This window comes from Mesorhizobium kowhaii, from assembly GCF_042431665.1.
Classification (GTDB): domain Bacteria; phylum Pseudomonadota; class Alphaproteobacteria; order Rhizobiales; family Rhizobiaceae; genus Mesorhizobium; species Mesorhizobium kowhaii.
The window spans coordinates 1-6,930 of sequence record NZ_JBHLYT010000024.1 but is presented as its reverse complement, the minus strand read 5'-3'; the positions used below and the strand labels follow the sequence as shown (position 1 = coordinate 6,930).

Below are 6,930 nucleotides of genomic sequence, written 5' to 3'. Positions count from 1 at the left end.
TTATCCAGACTCTGTGTACCGTCTTACGGCGGTGATCACAGGGGCCTATGATGATGCTTACGACACGCTTTTCCATTCAATGTGGAGCAGTGCGATTTCGCGCCGGGGCGGGCTCGAGCCCGTCCCGGGGCGAAATCGCGGCCGAGGAGAGTTCGATACCGAAACTTTTCTTTACCGACCTATCGGCGCTGCCGAAATCCGTCACCGCTGGCGGCATCACTCATGCTCTTTCCCAGGATGAGATCGACGCCGCAGCACTTATTGGTCTTGTCGACGGCATGCCTTTCATCCTCGGACCGGATGGAAGCTATGGCCACGATTTGAACCGCTTCTTTCGTGCGTGCCCGACAATGGGCGTCCGATCTGTGAACAGCCTACGCTCTTATGCACGGGACATCCTGGTCTGGCTGCGCTTTCTATCGGAGCGCCGCGGCGGGAAATCCGTCTGGCGCGCGGATCGGGAGGATATTGCCGCCTTCCACGAAGCGCGACGGCTCTCGGAACCGCCCTACCGCATCTCGGCCGCCTCGTGGAACCGCTCGATCGCAGCGTTGGACAAACTCTATCGCTGGGCAGTCGATGAAAAACTCATGGCGCAGGCTCCCTTCGCCTATCGGCAATATTGGACCCGCCTCATGTACAGTGGCGCCGTCAAAGCAGCTTCGGCCAATACGGCACGGGAAACCGGCGCACGACACGGCAACATGCAGTTCCTCGATCTGCCACACTACAAGCTGTTCCGGGACGTGGGCTTGCGAGGACATCTCCCGGATGGACGGGAAGACCCCTCGTGGCGGGGACGTAACAGTGAACGGAACGCATTATTTGCGGAGCTTCTGCTCACCACTGGCCTGCGCCTGCAGGAGGCATCGAGCCTCCTGGCAATGGAACTGCCTGGGACAACGTACCCGCATGATGTTCGCACCATTCCTTTCCTATTGTCGTCGGCCGCCGCCAAGGGCCGCAAAGGCCGAGAGGTGCGTTTGCCACTGAGGCTCGTCCGCCAACTACGCGACTATGTCGATCTGGAACGGGCGAATGCTCTGGCTCGCTATGACGCGCGAAACACCATTGAGCGGATCAGGAGGCCGATCCGTGTCATCGAGCGTGGTCGGAGAGGCCTGGCAATCGTCGAGGATCGTGAAATCAAACCGGTCAGCATTGACCTCCTGACACCGCAGGACCGATCCAGGCTCGTTTACGAGACTTCTGGACTATCACTCGGACTTTGGCTGACCGAAGGTGGTATGCCAATGCCGATGGCGGCATGGGAGGCCGTGTTCCGGCGAGCAAGCGCCCGATGCCAGCGGTTCGGGATTGACATCGAAGTTACTCCTCACATGTTGAGGCACGGCTTCGCCGTTCATATGCTGACGCTGCTGCTGCGAGAGCATATCAGTTGGGTGATCGACACCCGCAGCAATCACGTCGGACCGGCCTGGCGTCGCCTGATTGGCGATCCCTTGCTGAAATTGCAGCGGCTGATGGGCCATAGCCGCATCGAAAGCACCTATATCTACCTCGAGCACATCGCCGACAGCCAAGAACTGGTCGACGCGGCGGTTGACCAGTGGGGATTTGATCTCGCCAGCGAGGCGTCAGCATGAGCCGGGGGCGCCGGGCCTGCTTTCCAGAGAGCCAACAAGAGATCGAACCCGACAGCCGAAACATAGTGCCAATCGACTCTCGGCGCTTCGCTGTCCGTGCTGATGGCGGACGCGAGATAACCGTTGATCTTGCCTCCTGGTCGCGATCTTCGTTGGCCGTCGAGTTCGCGCCGTTGCTTCGAGATCACATACGCCGGATGGGACCGGAACCACGCGCCCGAACTGTTCAGGTGAAGACATTAGCGTTGCGCCGGTTCTGGACCTTCCTTGATGAGAGTCGGTCGGAGGTTGCCGCGCTCGACGATATCGACGTGGCGGTGATCAACTCCTATGAAAACTGGCTTGAACAGAATACCGGCGGTCGCCTGCACCAACGGCATCTCATGGCCGGCATGATCTCGCTCATGCGGCTGGCTGTCGAACACGAACCGGACCGCTTCCCTACCGCCACGATTGCCCGGCTGGGCTATCTGGGACACGGCGAAGGCGGAACCAGCAGGCCCCGCGATGCCTATAGCAGCGGCGTCACAGCTTCGTTGCGAAGGGCAGCACAAGCTCAGGTGAACGAAGCGATCGGCCGCGTTACGCTGCTTGGCGAGCTGCCGGCAGAACCGTCATATCTGGCCGTCCATCCGCCGTTGCGCGCCCACTATGACAAAGTCATCGACGTCATCCGGGCGACGGGGCGAATAGAAGTCAAACATCCTGACTATCAGCGATTCCAGGACATGACCTTCTACTGGAAGGTTCGGCCATATCTGGAGACGATACATGCCGGCTTCCACCTGACACGCATTGATCTGGTGGGCTTCATTGTACTGCTCTCACTCGAAACAGGCCTGGAGCTGGAGTGCCTGCTCTCGCTGAAGGCCGATTGCCTGCGTAATCCTTCCAAGGGCTATGTCGAGATCGAATATTACAAGCGTCGCTCGCGCGACTCGGAATGGAAGCGATTGCGCGTCCGTGACGGAGCCGGCAGCACGCCGGGCGGTATCCTTCGTCGAGCCATCAGCCTGACGGAGAGAGCGCGATATCACACAGGCTCCGACCACCTCTGGGTAACCTGGACGACCAACGGCCTGCAACCGGCGCCTGACGATAACCGCTCTCATGTCGCGGCATTCGTTGCCCGGCACGACATCCTCAATGACGATGGCGCGCCGCTGAGATTGTCGCTTTCCCGACTGCGCAAGACCCACAAGGCCGAGCGATACAAGCGCACAGGCGGCCAACTCGAAATCTTCGCCGTCGGTCACACGGTGGCGGTTGCCGCCCGGCACTATGCTGACATTCCAGCCCTTCGTCATATCCACGAACAGACTCTGGCGCAGGCCTTCACCGATGCGTTGGACTCCGCCCTGCAGCCGGTGATCGTGCTCCCCGATACCGAGGCGTTGATGCGACGGGAGCCGACCGCCCAACGCTTGCCGACACCGCCGGAGAAGATCGGCGCCCTATTAGACGGAGAACAGGATGTGTGGCTTGCCAGTTGTGGCGGCTTCTACGCAAGTCCATTCGCGGCGGCGGGCGAGGCTTGCGCTACACCATACTGGGGTTGCCTGGAATGCCCCAACGCCGTGATCACGGCGCGCAAACTCCCCGCTTTGCTAGCCTTCAGGTCATTCATGGTCGAGCAGCGCGCCGCGCTGGGGCTGGAGGATTGGTCAAGGAAGTTTGGCCGTGCATGGCATCGCATCACGGTGCAGATTCTTCCGGCGTTCCCGGCCGACCTGGTTGCCGAAGCTCAGATCCAAGCATCGTCGGAAGACCTTTTATACTTGCCGGCGGAGGCGAGAACATGACCCTCGCCAAGCTTCGGCCTACACTGCATTTGTCGCGCATTCGTCGGCCAGACGATATCGTTCTCGCATCGATGCCGCTGCGGGAAGATGTCGATCGATCCGTCCTGTCGCGATTTGCCGAGGACGTTTGGAGCATGGATGCGGCCATCTTCCGCGTGATGGTCCGGCGGTACCGAACAATCTCATTTGAATCGATCATCTGCCCGGTCGAGAAACTGACGGCCAAGGAGTACATCTACGCGTGGCTAAATGAACGCTTCCCGGATCGATCCGAGCGATTGAGACCTTCCACGGCGCGTGTCGCCCTGGTGGGCCTGTGTCAGTTCATGGCGTTCGTGCGCGATAGGATCGGCGCTTTCGATGTCTCGGCGATCGATCAGGATTTGCTAGATGAATGGCGGTATTTGCATATGAGCCGGAAGATTGCGCCGAGACGGCTTGCCGACTTGCTCAAACCCGTCTCGCAATTGCACCGCCTGGCGCCATTCCTGACCCACGGCGGGATAGGCTTCTCACCATGGAAGGGCCGCGCCATTTTTGCCGTCGCGGGATGCGACGGGCGCCGGCAGGAGAACAAAACCCCGCGCATCCCCGAAGCTGTCATCGGCGCGATTCTGCGCTGGTCCCTGAAATATGTTGACGTGTTCGCCAAGGATATTTTTGCCGCGCGGGCCGAGCTCGATGCCCTCCATGAACAATATGCAAACCGACCCCGGGGCCGGAAAGCCGGCAGTATTGTCGAAAAGACGACAGCGTGGATTGCGAAGCGGCGCAAATCCGGCCGGGGGGTTCCGGTTTGGAGCGAGGCTGGCGCGATGGGCGGCATCTGCGGCTCCAGTGTTAGATATGGCCGCATACGTGGCGATGTTCTCAACATGGCCCTCATCGGTTTACAGAGCGGGTTCCACATCACCAACCTCATCGGACACAAGGTCGCCTATCCCCTTCTCATGGACGCGGTCGCGGAACTTGGCACTGAGGCCGGGGGATTGGATACCGAAATCTCGCTCGATCCGGAGACGGGCAAGCCTTGGCGGAGCCGCTTCGACTCCTTCGCTTTGATCAGGGAAGAAAAGCATCTCCAGACGGCCGCCTATATCCTTTGCGCCTATCTCACCGGCATGCGTGGCGGTGAAGTGCAAGCCATGCAACACAACTGCCTCGTCCGTGACCGCAGCGTCGATGGAATGGTTGAACGGATTGCGGTTCGCAGTACCGTCTACAAAGGGCGTCCCGCGCCCGGAGAGACGGCAGAATGGATTACGATCGAACCTGTCGCCCGGGCGATCCAAGTCGCCGAACGCCTCGCAAGCCGTCATCTCAATGAAGGGAGCAAAGACAGGTTATGGGGCGTCCTTCATCGAGGGACCGTGCCCGAACATGGCTTGCCGCACATTCTCCGTCAGATCGCTCGATTCCAGCAGAACCTTGATGACCGCTATGGGGCGGAAGGCGAACCGGCCATACCTTGGATAGAAGGTCGACCGTGGTCCTTCAACACGCTTCAGCTTCGCCGCACAGTTGCCTGGTATATCGCCAATCGGCCATTCGGCGTGGTCGCGGGAAAAATCCAGTACAAGCACGCTTCAGTGGCAATGTTCGACGGATATGCCGGCTCGTCGGCATCAGGCTTCCGACAGGAAGTCGAGCAGGAACACCTTCTCGGCCAACTCGACGACATCGTGGAGCACTACGAGGCCTGCCGGCGCGGGGAGCGTCCGGCCGGACCGGCCGGCATCCGCGTCGCTGCGGAAATGGATCGCGTCGCCATGGAAATGGGGCCTCTTCCCGGCGTGATCGCTGACAGAGCACGCGTCAGGTCGATGCTGGGTCATCTGGCGCGCACCCTTCATGTCGGTCATCTCAGCGACTGCTTCTTCGAACCCTCGACCGCGCTTTGCCTGCGCCATTCCAAGGATACGGAAAAGAGCACCCCATCGCTGCCCAACTGTGCGCCGGATCGCTGTCCGAACTCGTGCCTAGCCCGTCGCCATTTGCCGGCGTGGCAGGCCGCGATCACGCATGCCGAGGCCATGCTGGAAGAGAAGCGATTGTCGAACGTGCAGCGGATCGCAATCCGGCAGGACCGGGATCGAATGCGCAAGCTGATCGCGCCACTGTTGGAGGAACGGTCGTGAAGCCGGTCAGCACTTCGACCGAGCGAGCGCTTCGCGAAGCGCTCACCCGGCTTGCTGCAGGGAATGCGTTCAGGTCGGACGGCCGCCTGACGGTTGCCGCTCTGGCACGGGAAGCCGGCGTCAGCCGGGCGACCGCGAACCGTGCTCCGGCCATACTCACTGAACTGCGGGAGGCGGCCGCGGCTGGAAAGCTGTCGAGGCTTGAGAAGCCACGCTCCTCGCAGATCGACGTGGAGCGGGAGCGACATGATCGGGAGAACGTGATCGCCCAGCACGCTCAGGTTCGCGCTCTGCTACAACGCGCCGACGAGAACAGGAGAGGCAGGATGGCACGCCTGCGTCTCATCGGTGACACCGGATGACGCGGGCGCAGGCTGCTGCTCATGCATCCAGTCGGCTGCCTGCTGTGCCTTGCCCGCAGCCGTGAAGATGGCGCGAGAATCGTCCTTCAATACCTCGATCCACGAGGCAATATACGCGGCATGATCCGGACGCGGATGGTGAGCAATGCCGAGATCGGCAAGCACAAGCCCGCTGAGAATCTCCACACAGCATTCCTCGGCGGCATAGGCAGCCGAGCCGAACCGGCCCGAGAGATCGCGGTCAAGCCTGTGCTTTGCCGCTGAGCCGTGGCCGTTCTCATGCAGCCAGACACCGTAGAACGACGCGGCATCCCGGAAAGAAGCGAAGTCCGGCATGAACACCGTATCCGACGACGGAAGATAGTAAGCTTCCGGGCCGCCAAACACGGTCTTGATCCCGAGGTTGGCGATGAAGGCCTCGGCATGCGCCAGACGCTCGTCCTCCGGCAAGATACTCGTCGCCGGATGCTCATATCCGTCCACCTGTCCGACGTTGAACACCGAGAAGGCCCGGGCGAACATCCGAGTGCGGCTGCAGTCATCGCTGCCATCGTCATCCGCTGCGTCAGACGAAGCGATCTGCTTCCACAACACGACCGTGGTCGACCGTTCGCCCTTGCACACCTGCGCTCCAGCGTCATGCCATTGTCGATAGGTGCCCCACAGGCCATCGCTGTAACCGTTGGCCATGGCTGCGACCCACAGCGCCACCGTGTTGATCCCACGGTAGCGCCTGTCCGATGCGACGTTGGTCGGGCGGGCGGCGCTGGTTCCGTTGTGGAACCACGGTGCACGCCAATCACCTGCACCTTGCTCGATTGCCGCAATGATCTCGGCGGTAATGCGCGTGTAAACGTCGGCACGCGCTCCGGACTGCTTCCTGGAAGACATCGTGATAGCTCCTTGGAGCGACGCGAGCGCACGAGATCGCCACCGCTTGCGGGCGGCGTCAGGCTCGGCGTCGATGGAAAGGGATCAATGAAAAGCCGGTGAGACAGCTTGACTGTTTAGATAACTGCCA

General features: G+C 61.1%; 4 protein-coding genes. 3 read left to right on the top strand and 1 reads right to left on the bottom strand.

The window, feature by feature from the left end; genetic code table 11:
- Positions 1-50 precede the first annotated feature (50 nt).
- The 3 genes from ACFFNA_RS15895 to ACFFNA_RS15885 all read left to right on the top strand — a co-directional run bounded on the left by ACFFNA_RS15895 (position 51) and on the right by ACFFNA_RS15885 (position 5,547).
- Positions 51-1,607 carry a tyrosine-type recombinase/integrase gene (locus ACFFNA_RS15895; protein ID WP_378919671.1) on the top strand — a complete coding sequence of 519 codons (1,557 nt, stop codon included), beginning with the start codon at positions 51-53 and terminating at the stop codon, positions 1,605-1,607.
- Positions 1,608-1,759: 152 nt separating this feature from the next.
- A complete protein-coding gene (locus ACFFNA_RS15890; RefSeq protein ID WP_378919669.1) occupies positions 1,760-3,409 on the top strand; it encodes a site-specific integrase in 1,650 nt (549 codons plus the stop codon).
- Positions 3,406-5,547 carry a hypothetical protein gene (locus tag ACFFNA_RS15885; protein ID WP_378919667.1) on the top strand — a complete coding sequence of 714 codons (2,142 nt, stop codon included), beginning with the start codon at positions 3,406-3,408 and terminating at the stop codon, positions 5,545-5,547. The genes ACFFNA_RS15890 and ACFFNA_RS15885 overlap by 4 nt, the downstream gene beginning before the upstream one ends.
- 293 nt (positions 5,548-5,840) lie before the next feature.
- On the opposite strand, the gene ACFFNA_RS15880 is transcribed toward ACFFNA_RS15885, so the two are convergent.
- Positions 5,841-6,800 carry an ArdC family protein gene (locus ACFFNA_RS15880; RefSeq protein ID WP_378919665.1) on the bottom strand — a complete coding sequence of 320 codons (960 nt, stop codon included), beginning with the start codon at positions 6,798-6,800 and terminating at the stop codon, positions 5,841-5,843.
- Positions 6,801-6,930: the final 130 nt, after the last annotated feature.